Source organism: Pseudomonas sp. NPDC089569, from assembly GCF_050280625.1.
Taxonomy (GTDB): Bacteria; Pseudomonadota; Gammaproteobacteria; order Pseudomonadales; family Pseudomonadaceae; genus Aquipseudomonas.
This window is the reverse complement of the sequence record NZ_JBNNVQ010000010.1, coordinates 92,567-118,655: the sequence shown is the minus strand read 5'-3', so window position 1 is coordinate 118,655 and position 26,089 is coordinate 92,567. Positions and strand designations below refer to the sequence as shown.

Annotated in this window: 22 protein-coding genes; 11 read left to right on the top strand and 11 right to left on the bottom strand. The window is 61.1% G+C overall.

The window, feature by feature from the left end:
- The coding region (locus ACQKP2_RS07640) for an integrase core domain-containing protein (protein WP_427575651.1) at positions 1 to 219 on the top strand (219 nt) is incomplete at its 5' end.
- A 128-nt stretch (positions 220 to 347) separates the two neighbouring features.
- On the opposite strand, the gene ACQKP2_RS07635 is transcribed toward ACQKP2_RS07640, so the two are convergent.
- The 5 genes from ACQKP2_RS07635 to wecB are packed head-to-tail and all read right to left on the bottom strand — an operon-like array spanning position 348 to position 8,778.
- Positions 348 to 1,430, bottom strand: a complete 1,083-nt coding sequence (locus tag ACQKP2_RS07635) for a GGDEF domain-containing protein (protein WP_427575650.1) — start codon at positions 1,428 to 1,430, stop codon at positions 348 to 350.
- Complete coding sequence (locus ACQKP2_RS07630) at positions 1,414 to 2,292, bottom strand: DUF4434 family protein (protein WP_427575649.1); 879 nt, start codon at positions 2,290 to 2,292, stop codon at positions 1,414 to 1,416. Before ACQKP2_RS07630 ends, ACQKP2_RS07635 begins: the two co-directional genes overlap by 17 nt.
- Positions 2,292 to 5,456, bottom strand: coding sequence for an NfrA family protein (locus tag ACQKP2_RS07625; protein ID WP_427575648.1), 3,165 nt, complete (start codon positions 5,454 to 5,456; stop codon positions 2,292 to 2,294). Before ACQKP2_RS07625 ends, ACQKP2_RS07630 begins: the two co-directional genes overlap by 1 nt.
- The gene (gene nrfB, locus ACQKP2_RS07620; protein ID WP_427575647.1) at positions 5,453 to 7,627 is read right to left on the bottom strand and encodes a cyclic di-3',5'-guanylate-activated glycosyltransferase NrfB; all 2,175 of its coding nucleotides are present in this window, start codon (positions 7,625 to 7,627) and stop codon (positions 5,453 to 5,455) included. Before nrfB ends, ACQKP2_RS07625 begins: the two co-directional genes overlap by 4 nt.
- On the bottom strand, positions 7,624 to 8,778 hold the full coding sequence (wecB, locus tag ACQKP2_RS07615) for a non-hydrolyzing UDP-N-acetylglucosamine 2-epimerase (protein ID WP_427575646.1): 1,155 nt from the start codon (positions 8,776 to 8,778) through the stop codon (positions 7,624 to 7,626). The genes nrfB and wecB overlap by 4 nt, the downstream gene beginning before the upstream one ends.
- Before the next feature lie 433 nt (positions 8,779 to 9,211).
- Between wecB and ACQKP2_RS07610 the strand changes: the two genes are divergently transcribed.
- The 10 genes from ACQKP2_RS07610 (at position 9,212) to ACQKP2_RS07565 (ending at position 16,714) form a co-directional block, all read left to right on the top strand.
- Positions 9,212 to 9,460, top strand: coding sequence for a type II toxin-antitoxin system Phd/YefM family antitoxin (locus ACQKP2_RS07610; RefSeq protein ID WP_427575645.1), 249 nt, complete (start codon positions 9,212 to 9,214; stop codon positions 9,458 to 9,460).
- Positions 9,450 to 9,731, top strand: coding sequence for a type II toxin-antitoxin system RelE family toxin (locus tag ACQKP2_RS07605; RefSeq protein WP_427575644.1), 282 nt, complete (start codon positions 9,450 to 9,452; stop codon positions 9,729 to 9,731). Before ACQKP2_RS07610 ends, ACQKP2_RS07605 begins: the two co-directional genes overlap by 11 nt.
- Positions 9,732 to 10,014: 283 nt before the next feature.
- Positions 10,015 to 10,863, top strand: coding sequence for a transporter substrate-binding domain-containing protein (locus ACQKP2_RS07600; protein WP_427575643.1), 849 nt, complete (start codon positions 10,015 to 10,017; stop codon positions 10,861 to 10,863).
- 51 nt (positions 10,864 to 10,914) lie between these two features.
- Positions 10,915 to 11,577, top strand: coding sequence for an amino acid ABC transporter permease (locus ACQKP2_RS07595; RefSeq protein ID WP_007941741.1), 663 nt, complete (start codon positions 10,915 to 10,917; stop codon positions 11,575 to 11,577).
- A gap of 8 nt (positions 11,578 to 11,585) precedes the next feature.
- Complete coding sequence (locus ACQKP2_RS07590) at positions 11,586 to 12,248, top strand: amino acid ABC transporter permease (protein WP_427575642.1); 663 nt, start codon at positions 11,586 to 11,588, stop codon at positions 12,246 to 12,248.
- Positions 12,245 to 13,039, top strand: a complete 795-nt coding sequence (locus ACQKP2_RS07585; RefSeq protein ID WP_427575641.1) for an amino acid ABC transporter ATP-binding protein — start codon at positions 12,245 to 12,247, stop codon at positions 13,037 to 13,039. Before ACQKP2_RS07590 ends, ACQKP2_RS07585 begins: the two co-directional genes overlap by 4 nt.
- A gap of 30 nt (positions 13,040 to 13,069) precedes the next feature.
- A complete protein-coding gene (locus ACQKP2_RS07580) occupies positions 13,070 to 13,459 on the top strand; it encodes a RidA family protein (RefSeq protein WP_427575640.1) in 390 nt (129 codons plus the stop codon).
- Between the two features lie 170 nt (positions 13,460 to 13,629).
- Positions 13,630 to 14,394 carry an IclR family transcriptional regulator gene (locus tag ACQKP2_RS07575; RefSeq protein ID WP_427575639.1) on the top strand — a complete coding sequence of 255 codons (765 nt, stop codon included), beginning with the start codon at positions 13,630 to 13,632 and terminating at the stop codon, positions 14,392 to 14,394.
- Positions 14,395 to 14,434: 40 nt separating this feature from the next.
- Positions 14,435 to 15,652: an amino acid deaminase gene (locus tag ACQKP2_RS07570; RefSeq protein WP_427575638.1), complete on the top strand. Its 1,218-nt coding sequence runs from the start codon at positions 14,435 to 14,437 to the stop codon at positions 15,650 to 15,652.
- 129 nt (positions 15,653 to 15,781) lie between these two features.
- Entirely contained in the window at positions 15,782 to 16,714 is a 933-nt protein-coding gene (locus ACQKP2_RS07565) for a sugar kinase (RefSeq protein WP_427575637.1), read from the top strand.
- 140 nt (positions 16,715 to 16,854) lie between these two features.
- On the opposite strand, the gene ACQKP2_RS07560 is transcribed toward ACQKP2_RS07565, so the two are convergent.
- From ACQKP2_RS07560 to ACQKP2_RS07535, 6 genes are all read right to left on the bottom strand, one after another.
- On the bottom strand, positions 16,855 to 17,130 hold the full coding sequence (locus ACQKP2_RS07560; RefSeq protein WP_368558263.1) for a peptidylprolyl isomerase: 276 nt from the start codon (positions 17,128 to 17,130) through the stop codon (positions 16,855 to 16,857).
- A 53-nt stretch (positions 17,131 to 17,183) separates the two neighbouring features.
- Entirely contained in the window at positions 17,184 to 19,721 is a 2,538-nt protein-coding gene (locus ACQKP2_RS07555) for a PAS domain-containing protein (RefSeq protein ID WP_427575636.1), read from the bottom strand.
- A 284-nt stretch (positions 19,722 to 20,005) separates the two neighbouring features.
- Complete coding sequence (locus ACQKP2_RS07550; RefSeq protein WP_427575635.1) at positions 20,006 to 21,961, bottom strand: acetoacetate--CoA ligase; 1,956 nt, start codon at positions 21,959 to 21,961, stop codon at positions 20,006 to 20,008.
- 154 nt (positions 21,962 to 22,115) lie between these two features.
- A complete protein-coding gene (gene hbdH / locus ACQKP2_RS07545) occupies positions 22,116 to 22,889 on the bottom strand; it encodes a 3-hydroxybutyrate dehydrogenase (protein ID WP_427575634.1) in 774 nt (257 codons plus the stop codon).
- Between the two features lie 7 nt (positions 22,890 to 22,896).
- Positions 22,897 to 24,288 (bottom strand): GntP family permease, encoded by a 1,392-nt coding sequence (locus ACQKP2_RS07540; RefSeq protein WP_427575633.1) that lies wholly within the window; start codon positions 24,286 to 24,288, stop codon positions 22,897 to 22,899.
- Positions 24,289 to 24,554: 266 nt separating this feature from the next.
- Entirely contained in the window at positions 24,555 to 25,970 is a 1,416-nt protein-coding gene (locus ACQKP2_RS07535; protein WP_427575632.1) for a sigma-54 interaction domain-containing protein, read from the bottom strand.
- Positions 25,971 to 26,089 lie beyond the last annotated feature (119 nt).

Below are 26,089 nucleotides of genomic sequence, written 5' to 3'. Positions count from 1 at the left end.
TTGCAAAGCATGAGTCGTAAGGGCGAATGCTGGGACAACGCCCCGATGGAGCGTTTCTTTGGCAGCCTCAAATCAGAATGGGTGCCAGAAGACGGTTACAGCTCCGAGCATGAAGCTCGGGTAGATATTCAGCGTTATGTGATGCGTTACAACAACGTCAGGCTCCATAGCTACAACGGCTACCGATCGCCGGTAGCTATGGAGAAATTGGCGGCGTGAAAACCTTAACTGGTGTCCAGAATTACTTGACCAGTTCAGCCTCGCTCCTACAATGTTCCGGCGTTTTCGAAGTTGCGTGCGCCCCAGGACTTTCAATCTGGTTACGATGAGGCCCGCTCAGGCCCCCATCAAACCTCCCGATGAAACGTATACCGATCCTTCCCCGTATGCTTGGACTCGTACAGCGCTTCATCGGCCTTGACCAGTGCCTGGTTCAAGGTGTCGTTATCCAGCACGCGGGCCAGGCCGATGCTGATGGTCACCGGGTGTTGTGTGGTTTGTTCGCGCACTGTGCGGCATAGTTCGCCGGCCAGTGCTTCGGCATCCTCGCGGCGTATTCCGGCCAGGTAGATGGCAAACTCTTCGCCGCCCAGGCGGGCGTATTCGAAGCGGTGCATCACGGCCTTGATGTCCGCCGCGATGCGCTTGAGCACTTCGTCGCCGATGTCGTGGCCGTAGACGTCGTTGACCTTCTTGAAATTGTCGATATCGATCATCGCCAGGTAATGATCGTGCTCGCGTGGCAGCGCGTGCAGTTGTTTGTCGGCGCGGGCCATGAACGAGCGGCGGTTGGGGATTTCAGTGAGGGTGTCGAGGTAGGCCTGGTCCAGCAGCAGTTTGGACATGATGAAGTTGTACAGCTTGGCTTTGCGCAGGGTAATGAAACTGTAGAGGGTCAGTGCGCAGATGAACGCCGAGTAACTGAGGGCCATCACGCCCTTGAGTTCGTGGGTTTCGATGCCGGTGTTGTAGAAAGGATTGAGAAAGATCCAGGTGACGAGTTGGGCGGCAAAGTAAGACCCGCGACTGAGCGGCAGCACCGAGGCGGTAAACAGTGTGGTCGCTGCCGCCAGCAGCAGCCAGGCCGCCTGTTCTTCTCCGGGAACACCTTCGATCAGCAAACGCATTCCGAGCGCGATGATGAAAATGAACAGCAGGTTCAGTTTCTGGAAATGCCGCACGTCACGGGTGAACAGCAACATGACAAGAATGATCGCGTAGGCACCGATGAACACCAGCGAACGCCAGGTGAAGGCCTGGCTGCCAAGAAAGCTGAGAATCAGGTCGTAGACAATCCACACCGCAATGCTGGCGATGTAGATCAGGACGCAGAATTTGTGCAGGCGTTCAAATTCATGCTGGAGGAATTCGGCTTTCAACGCGGCCGGTGCGGATTTTTTCAGGACTTCGTCTTCAATGGTTTTGTACATCGGCGGCCTGGCTCTGGCGTTGGTTATCGAGAATGACTTTGCCCCATGGCCGGTAGCGCAGGGAGAACACCGCAGTGGCATGGCAACCTGCAGGTGAGGTGTTCAGGCTGGCAGGTTCGGCGCGAAAAGGCGCGCCATCGGCGCTGACCTGACGAAACGCTTCGCGCACGATACCGACGGAGCAGGGCAGTGCGCTGGCGTATCCGTCGAGTACCAGCGGCGGTAACCGCCGGGTGCCGGCGCCATCCTGCCACCAGACCTGAATACCGGCTCCAGCCAGTTCGCCCAGCCATTGTCCGTTGACCTGCGGCGCCAGTTTGCCCGCGCTGAAGGTGCTGACGTGCAAGGGCGCGTCGAGCTTGCCGGCAAAATCCTTGAGTTGGCGTTGCAGGGTTTGCCGTCGATCGACCGCGAGAAAGTGCAGGTCATCCAGCTCCAGCGGCAGATACCAGCCACTGACCGCCAGCTTCCAGTCTTTGCGCAGTTTCTGTTGTTGAGCCAGCGATTGGCCCAATTGCGCTTGCCAGTAGGTCGACAACCCCGCGCTGTCGAGCTCATCGATGCGTTGGTAATAGGCCGGGTCCATGTGCAGGCCGAGCACCAGCTCCAGGCCCTGCTCACGGGCCAGTTTCAGGCTGTTGGCAAGCCAACCGTTGGCACCGCCGAAGTCTGAATCGCCATAGGCGGTCCACTGCACGATCAGTGTGCGGGCGCCTTGACTGGCCGTGTCGCGCCAGACTTGCCGCCATTGCGTCTCACTGAGTCGGCTATCCACATTCAGCGGCTGATAGAAAATCCGCTCATCGGCGCGGGCCAGAGCAGTGCTGAGCAACAGGCACACAATCCATAGCAGTCGCATCATCAGAAATTCAACTCCACGCCCAGCAACACGCCGTTGCCGCCTTCATACAGATTGCCGCCCAGCGATTGCTGGTACTCGGTACGGACCGACAGGTGCGCGCGGTAGGCGTTGTAGATGTCGTCGTCGAACCACCATTGCCAGCGCAAGCCGATGCCCGTGCGCAGGTCCTGGCGCCAGTCATTGCTCGGGTCCTGGCTGGAGAACTCGAGAAAACCATAGGGCATGAGGGTTTGCGCGCCGTTGAACGGTAGCTTCCAGGTGTGCCCTTGCTGGAAGCGCGACAGCCATTGATGGTCGCCGGCCTTGGTCCACCATGCTGCATCCAGATAGAGGAAGCGCTCTTCCCAGTCACTTTCATCGACTCGCCAGTCGTTGCGGAAGCGGCCCTGATCGAGGAATGAGGCCGTGGAGCGCAGCAGGTAATCGGTGCTGGTGTGGCCGTCCTTGCGATGGTCATTGGCCTGGTCCAGCAGCTTTTCGGGAATCAGCATCTGGCCCAGGCTCAGGCCGTCATTGTCCTGATCATCGAACTGGCTCTGCTTGTAGATCTCGCCATAGAAGTTGATGTTCGCCGTGCCCCAGGGCTTGTAGCGCAGGCCGACACCGGTGGCGATGGACTCGGCATAGCTGGAACGACCTTCGCCACCGAGCAGGACGCGTCCGTAGACCGAAAGCGTGCGACCGGCGCGACTGGGTTCTTCACCCAGGGCATGGTCCCACATGGCCAGTTGTACGTTCTGCGACGAAGCCCTGCGTCGTGTACCAGTGGTTTCGTCTGGGCGAAGGAAGTCGTTGGTCGATACGCCGGCAGGCGACCAGGTGCTGGCCACGGTGCGGGTGTCGCGGCGGGACAGACCTTCGTGAGCGCGGCGTTGACGGTAGCGGCGCGCCTCCATGCTGCCGTCTTCGTCGTCGGCCGCTACCGGGTTCTGTTCCAGATCTATGACCCGACGCAGTTCCTTGCGCGCAGAGGCGCTGTCTTCGGCCTCGTCATAGCGCCAGGCGAGGGTTTCGCCCAGGCGATAGTCTTCCGGAAAGTCCCGGGTAGCGCTTTGCAGGTAAGGAATGGCGCGTGCCCGTTCCTCGCGGGTGTCGACCCCGGCCAGGCGCATACCGTAGTCGGCGCGGTAACGCGGATTGTTCGGGTCGCGGCGCACCGCTTCGGCCAACCACGCTGTGCTCTGTTGCCTGTCGCCGGCCTTTTGTGCGGTGACCGATGCGGCATAGAAATGCCCGGCATCCGGCGACTGTTGCAGTGCCGAGCGTTGGCGTTGCAGGGCCAGCCCATGATCGCCCCTGGCGTCGGCAATCGCAGCGCCCAGGGCCCATTCATTGGCACCACGGCTGCGGCTTTGTTGCCAGTAACGTTCGGCGGTGGCCGGATCGCCCGCGTTCAGGGCGCTGCGACTGGCGGTGAGGCGGGCGTTGTCGCTCAGTTCGGCATCGGGAATGCGGCGCCAGATGGCCAGGGCGCCAAGGGAATCCCCGGCCGCTTCCAGGGCATAGGCCAACGGCAGACGGCTGCCCTGGTCACCGAGTCTTTCGGCCTGCTGGTAATAGACGACGGCTTCACCGGGCCGATCCGGCATGGCGCAGCGTCCCAGCGCGCGAAAATCGCCCGCGGTTTGCGGGTGATCGCCGATGGCCTGTCGCACGGCTGTGCACTGGCCGTTTTCTGCCAGTTGCGCCAGCAGTTGCCCGCGAGTGTCGGGATCGACGCGGTTGACCATTGTCGTTATGCGCTGCTGTTGCGCCGGTGTCGGTGTCGAGGATGCGTAGAGTCCCGCCAGTCGCTGCAGCAGGACGGCCGGCAGTTTTCCTGCGTGGCGGTCAAAGGCGTTTTCCAGCAGCTGCTGCGCGTGTTCGCGTTGCCCGGCGTTGAGCGCCAGGTAGCTGGCCTGATCGAGTGAACGCAGGCTGCCGGTCTGCTGGTAATGCCGTTCCCAGAGCGTCGCGGCTTCGCTGTTGCGGCCTCGGGCCTGCAGCATTTCGGCGCGCCGTTTGACCACATCGGCGGTTTGCGGCTGGCTGGCAAGCCAGGCCATGACCTTGTCGTTTTGCCCCTCTTGCTGCCAGACGTCCAGCAGTTGCTCTTGCCGACGACTGTCCCAGGGCTGTGGCAAGCGTGTGCTTTGCAGCAGGTCGGTGGCTTGCAGGCGCTGGGCCAGGACCAGCCAGGCTTGCGGATCTACTTCCGGACGACATTGATGCAACTGCACCCGTGCCGCTTGCGGGTCATGGCGAGACAGCCAATCGGTGGTCTCAAGGCAAGGTCGCTGCAACTCGCCGCTCAGGCGCTGCACCGTTTCGCTGTCACCGTTTTGTCGCGCCAGTTCCCATAGCCGCTGACGCAGGGCAGGGTCGGCAAGATCCTCCGGTGGCAGCGATTGCATCCAGCGTTGTGCCTGTTCGGGATGCCCCATGGCAATCGCCCGGTCGACCATCGCCAGTCGCGCCTTACGCGCCGCCTGCGGGTTGGGTGCCTGTTGCAGCAGTTGCTGTAATGGCTTCTCGTCGAGGCGCTGCACATAAGCGTTGGCCAGTCGTTGCCAACCGTCGGCGTCAAGCTGTTTGCTCGCGGCCAGCGGTGCCAGTTGCTCGATGGTGCCGTTCCAGTCGCGTAACTGTTCTGACCAGTTGGCGCGGGCCATGTGCAAAATTCTTTCATCGCCTTTGGGCGCCAGTTGCGCCAGCCAGTCATGGGCCCGGCCCGCGCCGCCGAACTTGGCCAGGCTCAGACTGTAGGCCTGCCACAGTTGAATGCGTTGGTTGAGGTTGCTGGTGGCGATCCATTGTTCAACCTGATCGCTGCCGGGCGGGTCCTGCTCGATCCAGGTCAGGCGCAGGTTGAGCAGGGCGGCGCTGTTTTGCGGGTTGTCGGGCAGCGCTTGCACCGCGTCCTTGTAGCGCCGCTGCTTGGCCAGCGCCTGTACCAGCAGCGCCCGTGCTTCATCGTTGTTCGGCACCTTGGCCAGCAGATGACGCATCAGGCGTTCGACTTCGCCCCAATTACCTTTCTTCGCCTCGCGGTAGCTGCGGTCCATGTAGGGAAAGCTGCGGAATTGTTCGAACTCGGTCAACGGCTTTGCCTCGGTGCACAGTGTCGTCCCGAGGCTCAATAACAGGCTGCCGACGAGCAGGGCATGACGTTTGCCAGGCTTCATTCGACCTCCCGGACAATGCGGTAAGCGGCTTGCTGTTCGCTGGCCTGAATGGCCAGGACCTGCTCGAGGATTTGCCCGGTAATCATGCCGCGCGAGATCAGGTGTTCGCCCAGCGACATGTGCTCGGCGTCGAAATCGATCAATGCCTGATTGAACAAAGACGCAGGCACCATGCCCCGCACTTGCAACAAGGTGCCCAAAAGCACTTGATGGTGACTGATGCGCTCCAGCAAGGCCTCATCGTCCTGATGACGTTCAAGTACTTCAAGCATGTGCTGCACATCCTTGTTCTGCCGGGCACCGGGATACCAGTAGCGAATGCCAAGCGTGACCCGCCCTTGAGGCGCGAGGCGGCAACGTACCGGACGTTTCAACTGTCGGCTGATCGCCCCCAGCGAAACCTGGCTCACCGGGCCCTCGGAGGCCAGCACCAGTTCGGCACCTTCCTCGGCCACCGGCAGCACGCCATAGTGAGTGGCGATCTTGCGCGGCACCGCGTCGATCAGGCGCCTGTCGATCTTGAACGGGTTCAGCGGCGCCCATTCCAGGTCCAGTTGTTCGGCCAGGGTCTGCACCAGTTGTGTGGTGTCGATGTGCCCGCGCAGCAGCAGTTCGTGGCCCAGGCGACGACGCACCGGGTTGGTGATGGCGGCTTCCAACTGCTCCTGAGTGATCAGGCCTTTTTCCACCAGGCGTTGGCCCAGCGGCGTGCGTTGCGCCTGTGTCAGTGCCGGGAACTCGTGAGTGGTCTTGTCCCAGGCCACGCGGCGAGAATCGCCCATTTCCATGACCTGACGCAGCGCGCGGATATTGGCGAAGAAATTGACGAAGTTGCTCCACATCATCCGCGGTGCAGACAGCAAACCCTCGACGATTCCGTAATAGCGAGTGACGAACCAGCCGCGCTGGAACAGCCGGTTAAGCAGCATCAGGCCATTGAGCCAAAGCAGTACCGAAAGCAGGGTGCTGTCAGCCAGGATCGAAGGGTATCGCCAGGCATTCGGGGCGATCACCGTCACCAGCCACATCACCAGCAGCACCAGAAACAGCAGGTTGACCAGAAAGCTCAACAGATAGGCGATCAGCCCGCGACGATCACGCCACAGAAAGTAATTGAGCAAGCCTTTGGGGCTCCAACCCAGATTCTTGGTGCCCTGGAACACGATACCAACGATCCAGCGGGATTTTTGCCGCACGGCGTGCTGCAAATCCCGGGGGAAATGTTCGCGAACGCAGATCACCTGGGAAAAGGCGCGGTTCATGCCGAACACCCAGGGCTGTTCCAGCGCCAGTTTGGGGTCGGTCACCGAGTAGCGGGCAAAGATGCACTTCATGCCTTTCTGCTTTAGGCGAAAACCGATGTCGTAGTCTTCGGTCAGGCTTTGCACGTCGAAGGCGATGCCGTCGCCATCCTCCAGCAGCGCACTGATGGCCCTGCGGCTGAAGCAGGTGCCGACACCGGCGCTGGGCACCTGGCCAGTCAGCGCCTCGCGCACGATGACGTCCTTGCCGTGGTTTTCGGCGAACTCATCGACATAATGCCCGGCAGTGAAACCTTTCCATTCCGGTGCATAGGGGTAGACCGGTATCTGGATCAGATCCTTGGCGGGCAACAGGTAGTTATAGAGGCGCAATTCCATGGGGGAGATCACGTCCTCGGCATCGTGAAGGATGAAACCGGCGAACTGGATTTTCGCCTCGCTTTCGAAGCGCAGGATGGTGTCGATGATGTTGTTCAGGCAGTCGGCCTTGCTGGTGGGGCCGGGCCGGGCACAGATCACCTTGTGCACGTTGGGATAGTGCAGGCAGACAGCATCGACGTCGGCCTGGGTCTCGGCGTCGTTGGGGTAGGTCCCGACGAAAATCTGATAGTTCTCGTAATCGATGGTCGAGGCCGCCAGGCGCGCCATCTCGCCGACGACACCGACTTCGTTCCACGCCGGGACCATGATCGCCAGCGGCTTTTCGGCAATGGAATAGAGCCGTTCTTCATCGGCGCGTTTGAATTTTTCGTAGATTCGCCAGCGGCGGATGAACTTGCGGCCCCAATACACCAGGTCGATGAACAAGTCATCGAGCCCGAGCAGGAACATCAGCAGGGCCAGGGTGATTGCGAGGTATTTGAGTCCGAACAGCACATAGGCGAAAAAATCGACAAGACCCAGACTCATACCGCTTTACCCGCCCTGGCGTGCTGCTTGAGCCAGACACCGAGGCGGTTGGCAATGCGCTCGCTGGCGTGGCCGTCGCCAAAGGGCGTGTACACGCGGCTCATGCGTTCAAATGTGGCGTCGTCGTCAAGCAACTGGCTGGCATGCCTGACGATGCGGTCGGTGTCGGTTCCGACCAGCAACACAGTGCCGCCTTCGAGCACGGAGGGGCGTTCGGTGACATCGCGCAGCACCAGCACCGGTTTGCCGATGGCCGGAGCCTCCTCTTGAATGCCGCCGGAGTCGGTCAGGATGAAGTGCGAACGGCCCATCAGCCAGACGAAATGCTGGTAATCCTGCGGAGCAATCAGATAGATGTTGGGTTTGCCCGAGAGCACGCTGTACACCGCGTTTTGCACCTGCGGATTGAGGTGCACCGGGTAGACGAACTGCACGTCGGGGTAACGCTCGGCAAGGCTGGCCAGGGCCAGGCAAATGTTGCGAAAACCGCCGCCGAAGTTTTCCCGGCGATGCCCGGTGATCAGCACCATGCGCCGGTTATCGTCCAGCACTGCCAGCGGCGAGTCGGCGGCCGGGTGCCACTGGGTCGTTTGCTGATGATCACGCATCCAGACAAGCGCATCGATCACGGTGTTGCCGGTCACCTCGATGTTGGCCTTGGGCACGCCTTCGCGCAGCAGATTTTCCTCGGCCTTGATGGTCGGGGCAAAATGCAGGTCGGCGATGACCCCGGTCAGATGCCGATTGGCTTCCTCCGGCCAGGGCGCCCGCAGATTGCCGGTGCGCAAGCCGGCCTCGACATGACCGATGGGCAGCTGACGGTTGAAGGCGGCGAGGGCGGCAATGAAGCTGGTGGTGGTGTCACCGTGAACCAGCACGATATCCGGTTGCACCCGTTCGTAGGCGTTGTCGAGGTGGGCCAGCAACTGTTCGGACAGGCCGTTGAGGGTCTGGCCCTGGGTCATCACCTGCAAGTCTTCATCGACGGCCAGTTCAAAGGAGTCGAGCACCTGCTTGAGCATTTCCCGGTGCTGGCCGGTGGAGCAAATGTTCAGTTCTATACCTGGCCAGTTGCGCAGAACCCGAGCCAGCGGGGCCATCTTGATAGCCTCCGGGCGTGTTCCGAACACCATCATGACTTTGAAAGACATGAACCCTCCTGGGACAACACACGCCGTAAGCGACGACGCAGCTGTTAAGACTGTTTATCACTTGAACATTGAATAAAGCAGTCGGACCCGGGGTTGTCCAATGAGGGGCAGGTGGGTCGTTCGTGTTCCAGGGCGACTATTGCAGCAGTCGTCGAAGAAAACGCTCAAGTGCGGGAGAGCAGTCAGTGATCCAGAAAAAATTCACACATGGATGCGGGTTTTTATCTGTCTCTCTCAGGACGCGACCTACAGAAAGTGCCGACTTGAGTAAGGCACGGGCATGATATTTTCGATGCGTCCGTCGAAGTTCACTGTCATGAACAGGCAGGAAAGGATTGAGAGGGGCAAATATTTTCTGCCAGCAAGGTAGAGCTAAAACCTGCTCCAGGGTGCTATTTTCAGTATCTCTAAAAGCACTTCAAGGAACATTTACATGACACATATCGTGCTGTCGCAAGTCGTGGCGAGCATTTCAGAATTGAAGAAAAACCCGATGGGTACGGTTGCCGCTGGCGGTGGACTGTCTGTTGCGATCCTTAACCGCAACGAACCGGCTTTCTACTGCGTTCCCGCCAAAGAGTATGAAGCCATGATGAATCGTCTGGAGGACCTTGAGTTGATTGCACTGTGCAAGGAGCGAGAGAACGATCCCACCATAAAGGTTTCAATCGATGACCTATGAGCTGGAGTTCTCGGATAAAGCCTGGAAAGAGTGGAAAAAGCTTGGAGATAATCTGAGGGAGCAGTTCAAAAGAAAGCTTGGGGAGCGACTTGTCAATCCGCATGTGCCCGCAGATCGGCTCAGTGGCCTTGGCAATGCCTACAAGATCAAGCTTCGCAGCGCCGGCTATCGCATGGTTTACCGTGTAAGGGACGAGGTCCTGGTGGTAACGGTGATAGCCGTGGGGAAAAGAGAGCGCAACGATGTCTACAGGGAAGCAGGTCAGCGCTAGCCCCTACTGTCAATTCAACCAACCATGCCACTCCGCACGGTAATGGTCATCAAAGCCCCGATTGTGAACTTGATACCCGCCCGTTGTAGCCAACGGTAGCGCTTGTGAAGTCGTGCGTTCGGTAACGCATTTCGCGTGTCGACACACATCCCTCTGATTCAAAACACTTTTCGATTTTCCATGCATTCGCTGCACATCCTGTGGCACACTTTCTGCTGTCTATTCCGTTGTTACATACCATGTTCCGGTATAGCGGAATAAACAACATTCTGGAGTGCTTGCCATGCATCACCGACCATCCGTGTTCAAAGCATGTGTTCTTTTGTTCGCAGCTTCTGTTGCTGCCGTGGGCGTGGCCCAGGCGGCGGACAGCAAGCTCGATAGCGTCCTGGCCCGCGGCAAATTGATTGTAGGCACCGGCAGCACCAATGCGCCGTGGCATTTCCAGGGCGCGGACGGCAAGTTGCAGGGCTTTGATATCGATATCGCCAGAATGGTGGCCAAGGGGCTGTTCAATGACCCGAGCAAGGTCGAGTTCGTGGTGCAGTCGTCCGACGCCCGTATTCCCAACCTGCTGACCGACAAGGTCGACATGAGTTGCCAGTTCATCACCGTGACCGCCAGCCGCGCGCAGCAGGTGGCGTTCACGCTGCCGTACTACCGCGAAGGTGTCGGCCTGCTGTTGCCGGCCAACAGCAAGTACAAGGAAATCGATGACATGAAGGCCGCCGGCGATGGCCTGACCGTGGCGGTGCTGCAAAACGTCTATGCCGAAGAACTGGTGCACCAGGCGCTGCCCAAGGCCAAGGTCGACCAGTACGACAGTGTCGACCTGATGTACCAGGCCGTGAACTCCGGCCGCGCCGACGCGGCGGCCACCGATCAGTCGTCGGTGAAATACCTGATGGTGCAAAACCCCGGCCGCTACCGCAGCCCGGCCTACGCCTGGAGCCCGCAGACCTATGCCTGCGCAGTCAAGCGCGGCGACCAGGACTGGCTGAACTTCGTCAACACGACCCTGCATGAGGCCATGACCGGGGTTGAGTTTCCGACCTACGCGGCGTCTTTCAAGCAGTGGTTCGGTGTAGACCTGCCTTCGCCGGCGATTGGCTTCCCTGTCGAATTCAAATGATCCCGTGAGAGCGGGGCGCCAAGACGCGCCCCGCTCAAGGTACTCCCGACCATGAACTATCAGTTGAACTTTGCCGCCGTGTGGCGCGATTTCGACACCTTGCTGGCAGGGCTCGGTCTGGGCCTGGAACTGGCGCTGGTGTCCATCGCGATCGGCTGCGTGATCGGCCTGCTGATGGCGTTTGCTTTGTTATCGAAGCATCGCGCGTTGCGGGTGCTGGCATCGGTGTACGTCACGGTGATCCGTAACACGCCGATTCTGGTGTTGATTCTGTTGATCTACTTCGCTTTGCCGAGCCTTGGGATTCGTCTGGACAAGATTCCCTCGTTCATCATTACCCTGTCGTTGTATGCCGGGGCCTACCTGACCGAGGTGTTTCGCGGTGGCCTGCTGAGCATTCCCAAGGGGCAGCGCGAAGCCGGCCTGGCCATCGGCCTGGGCGAGTGGCAGGTCAAGGCCTACGTCACGGTGCCGGTGATGCTGCGCAATGTACTGCCGGCCTTGTCGAACAACTTCATTTCGCTGTTCAAGGACACCTCGCTGGCAGCGGCGATCGCCGTGCCGGAGCTGACCTATTACGCGCGCAAGATCAATGTCGAGAGCTACCGGGTGATTGAGACCTGGCTGGTGACCACGGCGCTCTATGTCGCGGCCTGTTACCTCATTGCCATGATGCTGCGTTATCTCGAACAGCGTCTGGCGATCCGCCGATAGGAGGCCTCATGTACGAATCCCCCGGTTGGTTGAGTGAATTGTGGGTGGCACGCGAGCCCCTGTGGCAAGGTTTCGTGACCAGCGTGCAGGTGTCGGCGCTGGCGATCCTGCTGGGTACCCTGGTCGGCGTTTTTGCCGGGCTGGTGCTGACCTACGGCAGGTTCTGGATGCGTGCGCCGTTTCGTTTCTACGTCGATGTGATCCGCGGCACGCCGGTGTTCGTGCTGGTGCTGGCGTGCTTCTACATGGCGCCGGCGCTGGGCTGGCAGATCAGTGCGTTCCAGGCCGGTGCGCTGGGGTTGACGCTGTTCTGCGGCTCCCACGTGGCCGAGATCGTGCGCGGTGCGTTGCAGGCATTGCCACGCGGACAGATGGAGGCGAGCAAGGCCATTGGCCTGACGTTTTATCAGGCGCTGGGTTATGTGCTGTTGCCTCAGGCATTGCGGCAGATTCTGCCGACCTGGGTCAACTCGTCCACAGAGATCGTCAAGGCCTCCACGCTGCTGTCGGTGATCGGTGTCGCCGAGCTGTTACTCAGTACCCAGCAGATCATCGCCCGGACCTTCATGACCCTGGAGTTCTACCTGTTCGCCGGTTTTCTGTTTTTCGTCATCAACTACGGCATCGAGTTACTCGGCCGGCACATTGAAAAGCGGGTGGCTTTGCCATGAATCAGTCTCAAAATCCTGTACAGAACGGCCAACCCCTGCTGGACATTCGTGGCCTGCATAAACAATACGGACCGCTTGAAGTGCTCAAGGGCGTCGACCTGAGCATGCAACGCGGCAATGTCGTAACGCTGATCGGCTCCAGCGGTTCGGGCAAGACCACGCTGCTGCGCTGCGTGAACATGCTCGAGGAGTTCCAGGGCGGGCAGATCCTGCTCGACGGCGAATCCATCGGCTATGACGAGATCGATGGCAAGCGCGTGCGGCACGCGGAAAAAGTCATTGCCCGCCATCGCGCCATGACCGGCATGGCATTCCAGCAGTTCAACCTGTTCCCGCACCTGACGGCATTGCAGAACGTCACCCTCGGTTTGCTCAAGGTGAAAAAACTGCACAAGGACGAGGCCGTGGCGCTGGCGGAAAAATGGCTGGAGCGGGTCGGGTTGCTGGAGCGCCGCGATCACTATCCCGGCCAGTTGTCCGGCGGCCAGCAGCAGCGGGTGGCGATTGCTCGGGCCATTGCGATGAACCCGAGCCTGATGCTGTTCGACGAAGTCACCTCGGCGCTTGACCCGGAACTGGTGGGTGAAGTGCTCAGCGTCATCAAGGGGTTGGCCGAGGACGGCATGACCATGTTGCTGGTGACCCACGAAATGCGCTTTGCCTTCGAGGTGTCGGACAAGATCGTCTTCATGAATCAGGGGCGTATCGAAGAACAGGGGCCGCCCAAGCAACTGTTCGAGCGCCCGCAATCGCCACGACTGGCGGAATTTCTCAAAAGCACGCGTTTTTGATCCTTTGATTTTCAAGCAGGAGACATACCCATGAGCATTACTCGTTACGGCACCGGCAGCACCGCCGCTGGCGGCCAGCCTCGTCCTTTTGCCCGCGCCGTTGAAGCCGATGGCTGGCTGCACGTGTCCGGGCAGGTGCCGGCGGTGGACGGCGAGATCATTACTGGCGGTATTGTCGAGCAGACCCACCAGACCATGAAGAACCTGATCGCGATCCTCGAAGAAGCAGGCTATGGCCTGGAAGACGTGGTGCGCGCTGGCGTATGGCTGGACGATCCGCGGGATTTCACCAGTTTCAACAAGGTTTTCTCCGAGTACTTCAAACCTGAGCATGCACCGGCCCGGGCCTGTGTGCAGGCAAGCATGATGGTCGACTGCAAGGTCGAGATCGACTGCATTGCGTACAAGAAAAAGGCCTGAAACCGAGTCGTACCCATCGCGGGCAAGCCCGCTCCCACAGGTTCCGGGGTGTAACCAACATTTGTGGGCAACCGAGCACTTTGTGGGAGCGGGCTTGCCCGCGATGGCGGCCTTACGGTCGACGCAGCACTCTGGGTAAACTCCCGGCACTTTGAATGGGAACCACTGAAATGACCGAAGACACCATCAAGCGCCGGGCACGCGGTCTGGACCGGGCGTTCGATATCCTCGACTACCTCAAGGAGATCGGCCAGCCGCTGCGTCCGAACGACATCGCCAACGGCATCGGCAGCCCGAAATCCACGGTCTACGAACTGGTGGCTTCGCTGCTGGAGCGGCGGATTCTGGAGCCGGTCGGCAAGGACGGTCACGTGTACCTCGGCCGTCAGCTGTATTTCCTCGGTCAGGCACATTTGCGCCACTTCGACCTGAGTCGCGAGGCCGATCATGCCTTGCAGGACATCGTCAGCCAGACCCGTGAAACCGCCCAGATGTGCCTGCTCAACGGACGCAAGTACACGGTGGCGTTGATGAAGGAGGGCGAGCGGCATTTTCGTATTTCCTCGGACATCGGCGAGAACGCGCCCATCCCCTGGACGGCCTCTGGGCGCCTGCTGCTGGCACACCTGAGCGACCAGGAGATCATCGACCTGATCGACCACGACGACTTCATCCTGCCCAACGGCGAGCGCCTGCCACTGGAACAGTTCCTGAAGGAAATCCGCCAGGCCGGCATTGACGGTTTCTTCTCGTTCGACAGTGTTGCCGACACCTTTACCCATTGCTTCGCCGCCCCGGTCAAAGACCCGGACGGCGTGGCCATTGCTACCCTTTGCATCGTCGCCCCAAGGGCCGATGCGAAAACCAATTACAACGACTACCGCCGGGTGCTGATCGACAGCGCGAACAGCCTGGCCCGTCGCATCAACGAATAACAGCGGCTGCCCCGCAGCCGCGTGGATGAGGAGTCCGAACATGTCTTCTGCCCCGAACACCGCCGCCGTGGAAAAAGGTTTTGCACGCATCGGCGCCAGCCTGGTGCGTGACGTCAGCTTGCCGGTGCTGGTGCTGCATCGCCAGGCGCTGGAGCACAACATCCGCTGGATGCAGGACTTTGTCAGCAACAGCGGTGCGGAACTGGCCCCCCACGGCAAGACCAGCATGACCCCGGCGCTGTTCCGCCGCCAACTGGACGCCGGTGCCTGGGGCATTACCCTGGCCAGCGCCACGCAAACCCGTGCCGCCTACGCTCACGGTGTGCGTCGGGTGTTGATGGCCAACCAACTGGTGGGCACACCGAACATGGCATTGATCGCCGACCTGCTGGCCGACCCGTCATTCGACTTTTATTGCATGGTCGATCACCCGGACAACGTGGCCGAGCTGGGCGCCTACTTCGCCTCGCGTGGCGTGCGACTCAACGTCATGATCGAGTACGGCGTGGTCGGTGGTCGTTGCGGCTGCCGCAGCGAGCAGGAAGTTCTCGATCTGGCCAAGGCCATTGCCGCGCAGCCGGCACTGGCCCTGACCGGCATCGAAGGGTACGAAGGGGTGATTCATGGCGATCACGCGGTCACGGGCATCCGCGATTTCGCCGCGTCATTGGTGCGTCTGGCCGTGCAGTTGCAGGACAGCGGCGCGTTTGCCATCGCCAAACCGATCATCACGGCATCCGGGTCGGCCTGGTACGACTTGATCGCCGAGTCGTTCGAGGCGCAGAACGCGGGCGGGCGCTTCCTCAGCGTCCTGCGTCCGGGCAGCTATGTGGCCCATGACCATGGTATCTACAAAGAGGCGCAATGCTGTGTGCTCGACCGCCGCAGCGACCTGCATGAAGGTCTGCGTCCGGCGCTGGAAGTCTGGGCGCATGTGCAGTCGTTGCCGGAACCGGGATTCGCGGTGATTGCCCTGGGCAAGCGCGATGTGGCCTACGACGCCGGCCTGCCGGTGCCATTGCTGCGCTACAAGGCCGGCGTGGTGCCCGCTGCGGGCGACGATGTCAGCGCCTGCAAGGTGACGGCAGTGATGGACCAGCATGCGTTCATGAATGTGGCGCCCGGTGTTGAGTTGCGCGTGGGCGACATCATTTCCTTCGGTACGTCGCACCCGTGCCTGACGTTCGACAAATGGCGCACGGGGTGCCTGGTGGATGAGCAACTGAACGTCATCGAGACCATGGAAACCTGTTTCTAAGCCTTCAGACCGCGGCGTGGCCTTCGCGGGCAAGCCTCGCTCCTACGAGATCTCATTGTCTGTAGGAGCGAGGCTCGCCCGCGAAGACGCCCGATCAGACAACTGCGAACTACCAGAGCGCCCACATCAATGAACACCATCGGTAACCTGGGGCCCGACACCCCACGCATCGCCCTGATCGGCGAGTGCATGATAGAGCTGCAACATCGCGCCGACGGCAGTCTGCAACAGAGCTTTGGCGGCGATACCCTGAACACTGCGGTCTACCTGTCCCGGGAACTGGGCACGGCCGGTGCCGTGGACTACGTCACCGCGCTGGGCGATGACAGTTTCAGCGATGCCATGTGCCAGAGCTGGGCTGCGGAAAACATCGGCCTGGGCATGGTCCAGCGACTGCCCGGCCGCTTGCCGGGTTTGTATTGCATCCAGACCGACGCCGCCGGTGAGCGCCGTTTCCTTTATTGGCGTAATGAAGCGGCGGTGCGCGATTGCTTCACCACCCCGGCCGCTGCGCCGATCCTGGCGGCATTGCCGGATTACGACGTGCTGTATTTCAGTGGCATCACCCTGGCCGTGCTGGGCGAGCGGGGACGAGAAAAATTGCTGCAAGTGCTGATCGAGGCCCGCCAGCGCGATGCGCGGATCGTCTTCGACAATAACTATCGGCCACGCCTGTGGGCCTCGGTGGAGGACGCGCGGGCGGCGTATCGCAGTGTGTTGCCGCACATCGACCTGGCATTGTTGACCGTCGATGACGAACAGGCGTTATTCCACTTTGCCGATTGCGCGGCGGTATTCGAGGCTTATGAGCAGATCGGCACGCCGGAGGTGGTCCTCAAGCGGGGCGCCGAGGCCTGCCTGATTCGCTGTGGCGGTGAGTCATACGAAGTACCGGCGCAGAAGGTCGAGCGGGTGGTGGACACCACCGCGGCAGGGGATTCGTTCAGTGCGGCGTACCTGGCCAGTCGACTCAAGGGCGGTAGCCCGGTGGAGGCGGCAGAGGCGGGGCATCGGTTGGCGAGCCGGGTGATTCAGGTGCCTGGGGCACTGATTCCGAAATAGCGTCGGATGGCCGCTGGCTGCGCCATCGGATCGCTGGCAAGCCAGCTCCCACAAGGATTTGTGCACTGCCTCAGATAGCGGCTACACCAAGGATCCTGTGGGAGCGGGCTCGCCCGCGATGAGGCTCTAAAGCCAACCGCTCAATCGCGGAAAAACACCTGCACCAGGTGATAACCGAACTTGCTCTTGATCGGCCCATGCACCACCCGCAGCGGTTTCTTGAAGATCACGGCGTCGATGGCGCCGACCATCTGCCCTGGACGCACCTCCCCCAGGTCGCCGCCACGTTTGCCGGAAGGGCAGGTGGAGTACTTCTTGGCCAGCACATCGAAGGCTTCGCCCTTGGCGATGCGTTGCTTGAGTTGTTCGGCTTCTTCCGAGGTTTTCACCAGAATGTGGCGGGCTTGAGCTTTCATGGGCAGATACCTTGCAACGATGGGGGCAGCGGGGCGCGCGATTATGCCCTAACTCACCGGGGTTGGCCGATCATCTGGCGAATCTTGTTGGCCAGCAGATCAACGGAAAAGGGTTTGGCCACCATGTCCATGCCTTCTTCGAGGAAACCCTGGCGTTCGGCAGCCATCTGCGCGTAACCGGTCATGAACAGCACTTTGAGTCCGGGGCGGTGCTGGCGGGCAATCTCGGCCAGTTGCCGGCCGTTCATGCCCGGCAGGCCGACATCGGTCACCAGCAGATCGATTCGCAGGCCTGATTCGAGCAAGGGCAGGGCGGTCTTGGCATCTTCGGCTTCGTGGGCGCGATAACCCAGCTCCTTGAGCAGGTCGAGCACCAGCATGCGCACCGCTGGGTCGTCTTCCACCAGCACCACGGTTTCCCCGGCAATCGCCGGTGGCGCTTCGCCGATCACCGGTGGCAATACGTTTTCCTCTTCGATCACGTGCAGACGTGGCAAATACAGGCGCACGCTGGTGCCCTGACCCGGCAGGCTGAACAGGTTCACATGCCCGCCGGACTGCTGGGCGAAGCCGTAAATCATCGACAAACCAAGCCCCGTGCCCTGGCCGATGGGCTTGGTGGTGAAGAACGGATCGAACGCCTTGGCCAGCACCTTCGGGGTCATGCCGGTGCCGTTGTCGCTGACGGCGATCATCAGATAGTCGCCGGCCTTGACCGGTTCGAGGGTGTTGATGTCGCTGCTGTCGAGGTAGACGTTGGCGGTTTCGATGCACAGTTCGCCACCTTCAGGCATGGCGTCGCGAGCGTTGATGACCAGGTTGAGCAGGGCGTTTTCCAGCTGACTGACATCGGTGCTGACCGACCAGACGTCCTCGGCCAGTTGGAACTTGAGCTCGATGTGGTCGCCCTTGGTCCGGCGCAGCAGATCCTCCAGGGAATGAATCAGGTCGTTGGGATTGATCGGCCTGCGGTCCAGCGATTGGCGCCTGGAGAACGCCAGCAATCGATGGGTGAGCGCAGCAGCACGGTTGGCCGAAGACACGGCGGCCTCGGTGAAGCGACCGATTTCCGCCGTGCGCCCGTCGGCAATGTAGCGCTGCATCAGGTCCAGGCTGCCGATAATTCCGGTGAGCATATTGTTGAAGTCATGGGCGATACCGCCGGTGAGCTGGCCGACCGCTTCCATTTTCTGCGCATGGCGCAGCGCGTCTTCGGCGCGTTCACGTTCGAACATTTCGTTCTGCAGGCGCTGGTTGGTCTCGGCCAGTTGCTGAGTGCGCGCGGCGACCCGTTCTTCGAGGGTTTCATTGAGGTTGAGCAGGGCTTGCTCGGTGCGTTTGCGCTCGGTTTCGTCGATCACAAAAATGTAAAAGCCGTTCACTGCGCCATCCGCCCCATGGCGCGGCAAGTAGTTCATCAGCGCATGGCGGATGCTGCCGTCGCGGTGCGGCGTGTTGATGCTGAAACAGCAAGGCTTGCCGCTCAGGGCCTGGGCAATGTGCTCGGCACGCAGGGCATAGGCTTCATCGCCCAGTACTTCGCGAATGGTGCGGCCATAGAGCTCCTGGGGCGTCAGGCCGTACCAGTCCAGATAGGCCGAGTTGTTCAGGCGAAAACGTTCCTCGCGGTCGACATAGCTGATCAGGATCGGCATGGCGTTGATGATCAGTTGCAGCTCGGTCTGGCTCTGGCGCAGGGCCTGCTCGGTGTTCTTGCGTTCGGTCAGGTCCAGGGCGGCGCCGAGGAAGCGGATTGGCCGGCCATGATGGTCCTTGTAGCAGCGCCCGCGAGCGAACACCCAGCGCAGTTGGCCATCGGCTTGCAGCAAGCGATATTCCTCGGCGTACTCGGTGCTGTGAGTGATGCAGTGCTTGATGCTGCGGGCGATCAGCGCGCGGTCTTCGAGGTGGACAGCGTGCAGGTAGGCACTGATCGGCAATTGACTGGCCAGCGCCGGATCGATGCCGTGCAATTGAGCGAATTGAGCGTCGGCGATAAAACGGTCTTCACCGATATCCCAGTCCCAGGTGCCGACCGTGTCGGTGGCGGCCAACGCCAGTTGCAGGCGCTCCTCGATGTCCTGTTGCGCCTTGAGACTGGCGGCCGAGCGTTGCTCCAGTTCGCGCGCAATGCGCCGGCGCTCGTTGGTTTCGATGGCGGTGACCAGGATTCCGGCCACCTCGGCATTTTCGTCGCGGATAGGGCTGTAGGTCAGGTCCAGCCAGAAGTCGGAATCCTTGCCATCACGCTGCAGGGTAAAGCGCTGTTCGCTGTAGGAGCGCACCTGACCTTGCAGGACGGCGCTGTAAATCGGGTCGGTGAAGTCTTTGAGTTCCGGCCAGACCTGGTGTGTCGGTTGTCCGAACGCTTGCGGATGCTTGTTTCCGGCCAGCAGGGCGAAGCCGTCGTTATAGATCTGCGTCAGTTGCGGCCCCCAGAGCAGCAGCATCGGCATGGGCGAATGGATCACGATGTCCACGGCGGTTCTCAGGCTCTGTGGCCAGTGACTGGCTTCGCCCAGCGGGCTGCTCGCCCAGTCCAGTCGGGCTATCAGGGCCTGGGCATCGCTGCCGGTCGGTGATGCGTTCATCAAGGTGTCCTGCACATGAGTCGGTGTAACGGCGCCTACGAAGCGGGCGGTACCGCTGGATGACCCGACACCTCATCGGTACGGGTCATCTTGTCAATTGAATGCTTCACGGGTGCTTTTTGCCATGAAAATCGATGCGTTGTTGATCTTCACCGGACTCACACGCGACCCCTGTAGGAGCGAGCAAGCTCGCGATGGTCGTCAACGATAACACTGGTGGCCTGACGCCCCGCGGTGTTCTGTCGTCCATCGCGAGCTTGCTCGCTCCTACAGGGGAGGGCGATTCAAACCTGAAGTTCAGGGCGGTTGCGAAACTGCTCCAGTGCCTCGGGATTGGCCAGTGCATCGGTATTCTTCACGGCCTGCCCATGCACCACATTGCGCACGGCCAACTCGACGATCTTGCCGCTGATGGTCCGCGGGATATCGGTCACTGCGACGATCCTTGCCGGCACATGGCGCGGTGTGGTGTTGGCGCGAATGACCTGGCGGATCTGCTGCTGCAACGCGTCATCCAGTTCCACGCCTTCGCGCAAGCGAACGAACAGCACCACGCGCACGTCTTCCTGCCACTGCTGACCGATGGCCACGCAGTCGAGTACTTGCGAGACCTTCTCCACTTGCCGATAAATTTCCGCCGTGCCGATGCGCACGCCGCCCGGATTGAGCACGGCGTCGGATCGTCCGTGGATCAACATGGCGCCATGGGGGCGCTGCTCGGCGTAATCGCCCTGTGCCCAGACACCGGGAAACTGGCTGAAATACGAGGCCCGCAGTTTTTCGCCGTCAGGGTCGTGCCACAGGCCGATCGGCATCGCCGGGAAGTGGCGGGTACACACCAGTTCACCTTTTTCGCCAATCACGGGTTGGCCGTTGTCGTTCCACACCTCCACGGCCATGCCCAGGCTCTTGCCCTGCATTTCGCCGCGACGTACCGGCTGCAGCGGGTTGCCGTTGATAAAGCACGAAACGATATCGGTGCCACCGGACATCGAGGCCAGGCAGACGTCGACCTTGAGGTCACGGTAGACGTAGTCATAACTCTGTGGCGACAGCGCTGAACCTGTGCAAAGCAGCGTTTTCAGGCTGCTCAGGTCATGGCTGTGCATGGGTTTGAGACCGCTGCTTTCCAGCGTTGCGAGAAATTTGGGGCTGGTGCCGAACACGCTGATGCGCTCATCGTCGATCAGGTCGATCAAGCGTTCGGGACCCGGATGGAACGGCGAGCCGTCGTACAGCACCACGGCGCTGCCCACCGCCAGCGCCGAAACGAGCCAGTTCCACATCATCCAGCCGCAGGTGGTGTAGTAGAACAAGCGCTCGCCGGGGCCGAGGTCGCAATGCAGGCCGTGTTCCTTGACGTGTTGCAGCAGCACGCCGCCCGTGCTGTGGATGATGCATTTGGGCACGCCGGTGGTGCCGCTGGAATAGAGGATGTACAGCGGATGGGCGAAGGGCACGGCCACGAAGTCCGGCTCGCCGCCGACAAAATAGAAATCGTCCCAAAGCGTCACGTTGGCCGAGGTTTGGTAGTCCTCGATGCGCGCTTGAGGGCAGGCGTACGGCACGATCACCAATTGTCGCAGGGACGGCAGGCGTTCGAGGATTTCATTGATCTTGACGGTCTGCTCGATGGTTTTACTGGCGTATTGGTAGCCGGCGCAGGTGATCAGCACCTTGGGTTCGATCTGGCCGAAACGGTCGATCACACCCTGGGTGCCGAAGTCCGGCGAGGAGCAGGACCAGATCGCGCCGAGACTGGTGGTGGCGAGCATGGCCACCAGGGTTTGCCAGGTATTGGGCATGCAGGCGGCCACCCGGTCGCCGTAAACGACACCGGCGGCGATCAAGCCATTCTGGAAGCCGGCGACATGTTCGGCCAGTTCCGCCCAGGTCAGGTGTTCGCGCTGGCCGTTTTCAGCCACGGCGATGACGGCAATCGCGTCGTCGCGACGGCGCAGCAGGTGTTCGGCAAAGTTCAGGGTCGCACCGGGAAACCACTGGGCGCTGGGCATTTGCGCGCCTTCGAGCAACACCGCGTCGGGTTGCTCATGGAAGCGGATATCGAAGAAATCGACGATGGCCTGCCAGAAGTCCCCGCGCTGATCGATGGACCATTGATGCAGGGCAGGGTAGTCATCGAGGTGCAGGTGGTGTCGCTTGCTGACGAAGCGCCGAAAGGCCTCCATGCGGGTCTTGCCAATGCGCTCGGCGCTGGGTTGCCACAATATTTCGGACATGATTTGCCTCTTTTTGTTTGTTCACACGGCGATCCCCTGTAGGAGCGAGCACGCTCGCGATGGTCGTCAACGATAACGCTGGCAGCCTGACACCCCGCGGTGTTCTGACACCCATCGCGAGCGTGCTCGCTCCTACAGGATTAAAGCGCGTTGATTATTGTGCCAGCCACCCACCATCGACATTCCACGCCGCCCCCCGCACCTGGCTGCCCGCTTCGCTGCACAGGAACAGCACCAGTTCGCCCAATTGCGGCGGGGTCACGAATTCCAGCGAGGGCTGTTTCTCGGCCAGCAGGTCATGTTGGGCCTGCTGCGGATCGATACCGGTCGCGGCGCGGTCATCGATTTGCTTCTGCACCAGAGGTGTCAGCACCCAGCCGGGGCAAATGGCGTTGCAGGTGACGTTGCTGGTGGCCGTTTCCAGGGCGACGACCTTGGTCAAGCCGATCACCCCGTGCTTGGCGGCCACATAGGCGGCCTTGCCGGTCGATCCCACCAGGCCATGCACCGAGGCGATGTTGATCACCCGGCCCCAGCCCTTGGCGCGCATGCCCGGCAAGCTCAGGCGAGTGCTGTGGAAGACCGAGGACAAATTGATGGCGATGATCGAATCCCAGCGCTCCACCGGGAATTCGTCCACCGGCGCCACATGCTGGATGCCGGCATTGTTGACCAGAATGTCGACGCCGCCGAATTCATGTTCGGCGTAGGCGAACATGTCGGCGATCTGCGCCGGATCACTGACGTCGGCCGGGTGGTGGCCGACTTTGCCGCCGAACTGCGCAACTTCGGCGATCACCGTCGATGCATCGCCGAAACCGTTGAGGATCAGGTTGGCGCCGGCCTTGGCCAGGCTCAGGGCGATGCCAAGGCCGATGCCGCTGGTGGAGCCGGTGACCAGTGCGGTCTTGCCCGAAAGAGTCGTCATGAAAACCTCACACAATGCCAGTGGCGTAGAAAGTACCGATCACCACAAAAACCGCCAGGGTCTTGATCAGCGTAATACAGAAAATGTCCTTGTAAGCCTCGCGGTGGGTCAGGCCCGTCACCGCCAGCAAGGTGATCACCGCGCCGTTGTGCGGCAGGGTGTCCATGCCGCCGCTGGCCATCGAGGCCACGCGGTGCAGCACTTCCAGCGGAATATTGGCGGCGTGGGCGGCACTGATGAACTGCTCGGACATCGCCGCCAGGGCGATGCTCATGCCGCCCGATGCGGAGCCGGTGATACCGGCCAGCAGGGTCACGGTAATCGCTTCGTTGACCAATGGGTTGGGAATGCTCTTGAGCCAGTCCGCCAGCACCAGGAAGCCTGGCAGCGAGGCGATCACTGCACCGAAGCCATATTCCGAGGCGGTGTTCATGGCCGCGAGCAATGCGCCGCTGACCGCGCTTTTGCTGCCTTCGGCCAACTTGCTGCGGATCGCCTGAAAGCCGAATGCCAATACCATCAGGATGCCCACCAGCAGAGCGGCCTGCACCGCCCAGATCGCCGTGAGCTTGGCAATCTCGGTGGTCACCGGCGCGGCCATGCCCGGCAGTGCCAGGCTGTGCGTCTTGCCATACCACTGGGGAATCCACTGGGTGAACAGCAGGTTCATGATGCCCACGGCCAGCAGCGGCGACAGGGCGATCCAGGGATTGGGCAGCTTGAGGTCGGCGGCGGTTTCCGGTTCGTTGCGCAGCTCGGTGCCGTAGCCTTCACCGGCACGCTGGGCCTTGTTGCGCTGGCGCTGGAGAAACAGCATGCCGGCGCAGAACACGAAAATCGTCCCGATCAGCCCCAGCCATGGCGCCGCCCACGCCGTGGTGTTGAAAAAGGTGCTGGGGATGATGTTCTGGATCTGCGGGGTGCCGGGCAGGGCATCCATGGTGAACGAGAACGCGCCAAGGGCGATGGTCGCCGGGATCAGGCGCTTGGGAATGTTGCTTTGGCGGAACATCTCGGCGGCAAACGGGTAGACCGCGAACACCACCACGAACAGCGACACGCCGCCATAGGTGAGCAAGGCGCACACCAGCACGATCACCAGCATCGCCTGGCGGGTGCCGAGCAGGCCGATGGCGGCGGCGACGATGGAGCGCGAGAAACCCGACAACTCGATCAGCTTGCCGAACACCGCGCCCAGCAGGAACACCGGGAAGTACAGTTTGATGAAACCGACCATCTTCTCCATGAACACGCCGGTGAAGGCGGGCGCAACGGCAGAAGGATCGGTCAACAGGACGGCGCCGAGGGCGGCAATCGGGGCAAAGAGGATAACGCTGTAGCCGCGGTAGGCGGCGAGCATCAGCAGCGCGAGGGCTGCCAAGGCAATTATCACACTCATGGTGTGTCTCCTGGGATTGTTATTGTTGTAGATGAAACTGGGCAGGAGAGGGCTATAGCGGGTTTCGTGCCAAGAACTTAAGTGATTGAAATGTAAGGAGATATTAGAAATATAGGAATGTGTTTTGGGACTTTTGTCTCTATTTTGAGACTTGTTGTGGCAGTGAGGGCCTCATCGCGAGCAGGCTCGCTCCCACAGGTTCTGTGGTATCTGTGGGAGCGAGCCTGCTCGCGATAGTCTTTCTACCAATGGAGATGGATGTCTCCTTATGGAGACTCGGCGATCCCCAGCGCCACCATTTTCTTGTACAGCGTCGAGCGGCCCAGCCCCAGTCGCGTGGCGGCCTCGATCACCTTGCCCCCGCATTGCGCCAGGGTGCTCTGGATCAGTTGCCGGTCGAAGCGCTCCCGCGCTGCACTGAATGTCTCGTGCTCCACCGGCTCGATCGTCAGCGGCGCCGGGCGCGCCACCGGGGTGAAGGTGCCGATGGCCGCGCGAATATCCGTTGCCGACAACCGCAGGTCATCGCTCAGTAACGCCGCACGCTCCAGCACGTTGCGCAGCTCGCGAATATTGCCCGGCCAGGCGTGCTCGCCCAACAATGCCAACGCCTGGCCGTTGAGTTCGTGCTGGCTGCGCAGTTCTTCCAGGATCGCTTCGCTGAGGGCGGGCAGGTCGTCCAGGCGATCCCGTAGTGGCGGTACATGAATCGGCAGTACGTTGAGGCGGTAGTACAGATCGGCGCGAAACTCGCCTCGTTTGATCGCGGCTTCCAGGTCGGTGGAGGTCGCGGCGATCACGCGCACATCACTCTGGATGACCTCGTTGGAGCCCACCGGTTCGAACTCCTTTTCCTGCAGCACCCGCAGCAGTTTGCTTTGCAGCGGTAAGGGCATGTCGCCGATTTCATCGAGAAACAGGGTGCCGCCTTGGGCGATCTGCAATTTGCCGGCACGGCCCTTGCGGTCGGCGCCGGTAAAGGCGCCGGGAGCCGTGCCGAAGAACTCGGCCTCCAGCAGCGACTCGGGGATCGCCGCGCTGTTGATGCTGACAAACGCCTTGTGCGCACGTGGCGAGGCATTGTGGATGGCCTGTGCCAGCAACTCCTTGCCGGTGCCGGTTTCACCCAGCAACAGAACGGGTGAATCCGTGCTGGCACTGCGACGGGCACGGCGTTTGACTTCCAGGCTGGCGGCGCTGGTGCCGATGAAGTGGGCGAAGTTGTATTTGGTTTGCCGCGCGCGCAACAGCGAGCGTGTGGAAGCCAGCTCTTCCTGCATGCTCATGTAGCGCTTGAGCATCGGCGACAGGCTGCGCAACTCGTCGAACAGGGCGAAGCCGATGGCGCCGATCACTTCGCCTGCATCATCGTGAATCGGCAGGCGCATGACCACCAGCGGTTCCTTGGGGGTGTCCTGCATGTCGAGCAGGATCGGCCGGCCGGTGCGCACCACTTCGCGCAGCAGGCTTCCGGGAATCACACTTTCACAGGCCTTGCCGATGGCGCCTTCGGCCGATTGCAGGCCGAAGCGCCGGGCATAGCGTTCGTTCATCCAGACGATGTTGGCATCGCGGTCGACGATCACCGTGCCCTCGCTCGACTGCTCGATGATTTCGAACAGCGAACGGATCGCCAGCAGGCGTACGCGCTGGTAGTCCTTGAGGCTTTCGGTGGTGTTCATGGGTATTGATCCTGAATTTTTGTTGTCTGGACTGGCGTCATCGCGAGCAGGCTCGCTCCCACAGGGGACATCGATCAAATGTGGGAGCGAGCCTGCTCGCGATGGTTGCGACGCGGTCC

What these genes read in the sequence shown, in the direction of transcription:
- ACQKP2_RS07635 (WP_427575650.1), bottom strand. Translation starts at nt 1,430, where the DNA reads ATGTACAAAACCATTGAAGACGAAGTCCTGAAAAAATCCGCACCGGCC.
- ACQKP2_RS07630 (WP_427575649.1), bottom strand. Translation starts at nt 2,292, where the DNA reads ATGATGCGACTGCTATGGATTGTGTGCCTGTTGCTCAGCACTGCTCTG.
- ACQKP2_RS07625 (WP_427575648.1), bottom strand. Translation starts at nt 5,456, where the DNA reads ATGAAGCCTGGCAAACGTCATGCCCTGCTCGTCGGCAGCCTGTTATTG.
- nrfB (WP_427575647.1), bottom strand. Translation starts at nt 7,627, where the DNA reads ATGAGTCTGGGTCTTGTCGATTTTTTCGCCTATGTGCTGTTCGGACTC.
- wecB (WP_427575646.1), bottom strand. Translation starts at nt 8,778, where the DNA reads ATGTCTTTCAAAGTCATGATGGTGTTCGGAACACGCCCGGAGGCTATC.
- ACQKP2_RS07610 (WP_427575645.1), top strand. Translation starts at nt 9,212, where the DNA reads ATGACACATATCGTGCTGTCGCAAGTCGTGGCGAGCATTTCAGAATTG.
- ACQKP2_RS07605 (WP_427575644.1), top strand. Translation starts at nt 9,450, where the DNA reads ATGACCTATGAGCTGGAGTTCTCGGATAAAGCCTGGAAAGAGTGGAAA.
- ACQKP2_RS07600 (WP_427575643.1), top strand. Translation starts at nt 10,015, where the DNA reads ATGCATCACCGACCATCCGTGTTCAAAGCATGTGTTCTTTTGTTCGCA.
- ACQKP2_RS07595 (WP_007941741.1), top strand. Translation starts at nt 10,915, where the DNA reads ATGAACTATCAGTTGAACTTTGCCGCCGTGTGGCGCGATTTCGACACC.
- ACQKP2_RS07590 (WP_427575642.1), top strand. Translation starts at nt 11,586, where the DNA reads ATGTACGAATCCCCCGGTTGGTTGAGTGAATTGTGGGTGGCACGCGAG.
- ACQKP2_RS07585 (WP_427575641.1), top strand. Translation starts at nt 12,245, where the DNA reads ATGAATCAGTCTCAAAATCCTGTACAGAACGGCCAACCCCTGCTGGAC.
- ACQKP2_RS07580 (WP_427575640.1), top strand. Translation starts at nt 13,070, where the DNA reads ATGAGCATTACTCGTTACGGCACCGGCAGCACCGCCGCTGGCGGCCAG.
- ACQKP2_RS07575 (WP_427575639.1), top strand. Translation starts at nt 13,630, where the DNA reads ATGACCGAAGACACCATCAAGCGCCGGGCACGCGGTCTGGACCGGGCG.
- ACQKP2_RS07570 (WP_427575638.1), top strand. Translation starts at nt 14,435, where the DNA reads ATGTCTTCTGCCCCGAACACCGCCGCCGTGGAAAAAGGTTTTGCACGC.
- ACQKP2_RS07565 (WP_427575637.1), top strand. Translation starts at nt 15,782, where the DNA reads ATGAACACCATCGGTAACCTGGGGCCCGACACCCCACGCATCGCCCTG.
- ACQKP2_RS07560 (WP_368558263.1), bottom strand. Translation starts at nt 17,130, where the DNA reads ATGAAAGCTCAAGCCCGCCACATTCTGGTGAAAACCTCGGAAGAAGCC.
- ACQKP2_RS07555 (WP_427575636.1), bottom strand. Translation starts at nt 19,721, where the DNA reads ATGAACGCATCACCGACCGGCAGCGATGCCCAGGCCCTGATAGCCCGA.
- ACQKP2_RS07550 (WP_427575635.1), bottom strand. Translation starts at nt 21,961, where the DNA reads ATGTCCGAAATATTGTGGCAACCCAGCGCCGAGCGCATTGGCAAGACC.
- hbdH (WP_427575634.1), bottom strand. Translation starts at nt 22,889, where the DNA reads ATGACGACTCTTTCGGGCAAGACCGCACTGGTCACCGGCTCCACCAGC.
- ACQKP2_RS07540 (WP_427575633.1), bottom strand. Translation starts at nt 24,288, where the DNA reads ATGAGTGTGATAATTGCCTTGGCAGCCCTCGCGCTGCTGATGCTCGCC.
- ACQKP2_RS07535 (WP_427575632.1), bottom strand. Translation starts at nt 25,970, where the DNA reads ATGAACACCACCGAAAGCCTCAAGGACTACCAGCGCGTACGCCTGCTG.